Origin of the sequence: Desulfamplus magnetovallimortis (assembly GCF_900170035.1) — a bacterium.
Lineage (GTDB): Bacteria > Desulfobacterota > Desulfobacteria > Desulfobacterales > Desulfobacteraceae > Desulfamplus > Desulfamplus magnetovallimortis.
Genome location: NZ_LT828621.1, coordinates 1 through 739 on the forward strand (window position 1 = coordinate 1; position 739 = coordinate 739).

The 739-nt window shown below is 38.7% G+C and carries 1 protein-coding gene; it reads right to left on the reverse strand.

Features of this window, described 5'->3' with window-relative positions; translation table 11 throughout:
- Nucleotides 1–95: 95 nt before the first annotated feature.
- Nucleotides 96–739: hypothetical protein (locus tag MTBBW1_RS28920; RefSeq protein ID WP_222424209.1), on the reverse strand; the 644-nt coding region annotated here is incomplete at its 5' end.

Here is a 739-nt window from a genome sequence, read left to right on the forward strand (position 1 = left end):
AAAAACAAAGCATACAGAATCTTCTTGTCCAGTGATCTATTTTCAAAATCTGCATAATAATTTTCCTTTAACTTTACATTATCGTACAATTTATATTAATTAATATTTTTAACTTCTCTCCAATAAATTCTGTCAAAACCAAGGGCTGTCACAACAAAACTTTTAAGCCTGAGATCAGAATATCTTGCCGTCAGGGTTTTGCTGTATGTTTTAACCTGCGTCTCTGCTTCACCCATGGCAGACTTAACTTCAGGCAATTCTGCTACCTCGGAAGATGACAGCTTCCGTGCAACTTCACCACTCAATCCTGCATCTGACAGGCTCACATATTTGAACTCAATGAGAATATCCAGCAGGCGGTATTTCCGCATGTCTGGTCTGATAATCATGGTGAGATCTGCAAACCGCCTGCCAAGTTCCTTTTCGGAATCCATGATAAAAAGTATGTCGTTATAGAGCAGGCTTAAAAATGCTGTTTTGACAGTGAGGTCATTTGCCCATCGGTAATCACGGTTGCGGAATACCTTGAAAAATGTCTGCTCCACAAAGCGGCATAGCTCTTCCATTTCTCTATTTGTATAAAGTGCTTCAGCAGCATTTTTGCCTTGATCTCTTATTAATGGTTCAGGAATGAACATTTCATTAATTCTCTCAACATAAAGCCGCTTCATGATGAGATTGGGCACTTTTAAATATCTTTTTCCCTCATCTGTAACACCTGCAAAGGTAAGTATTCCAA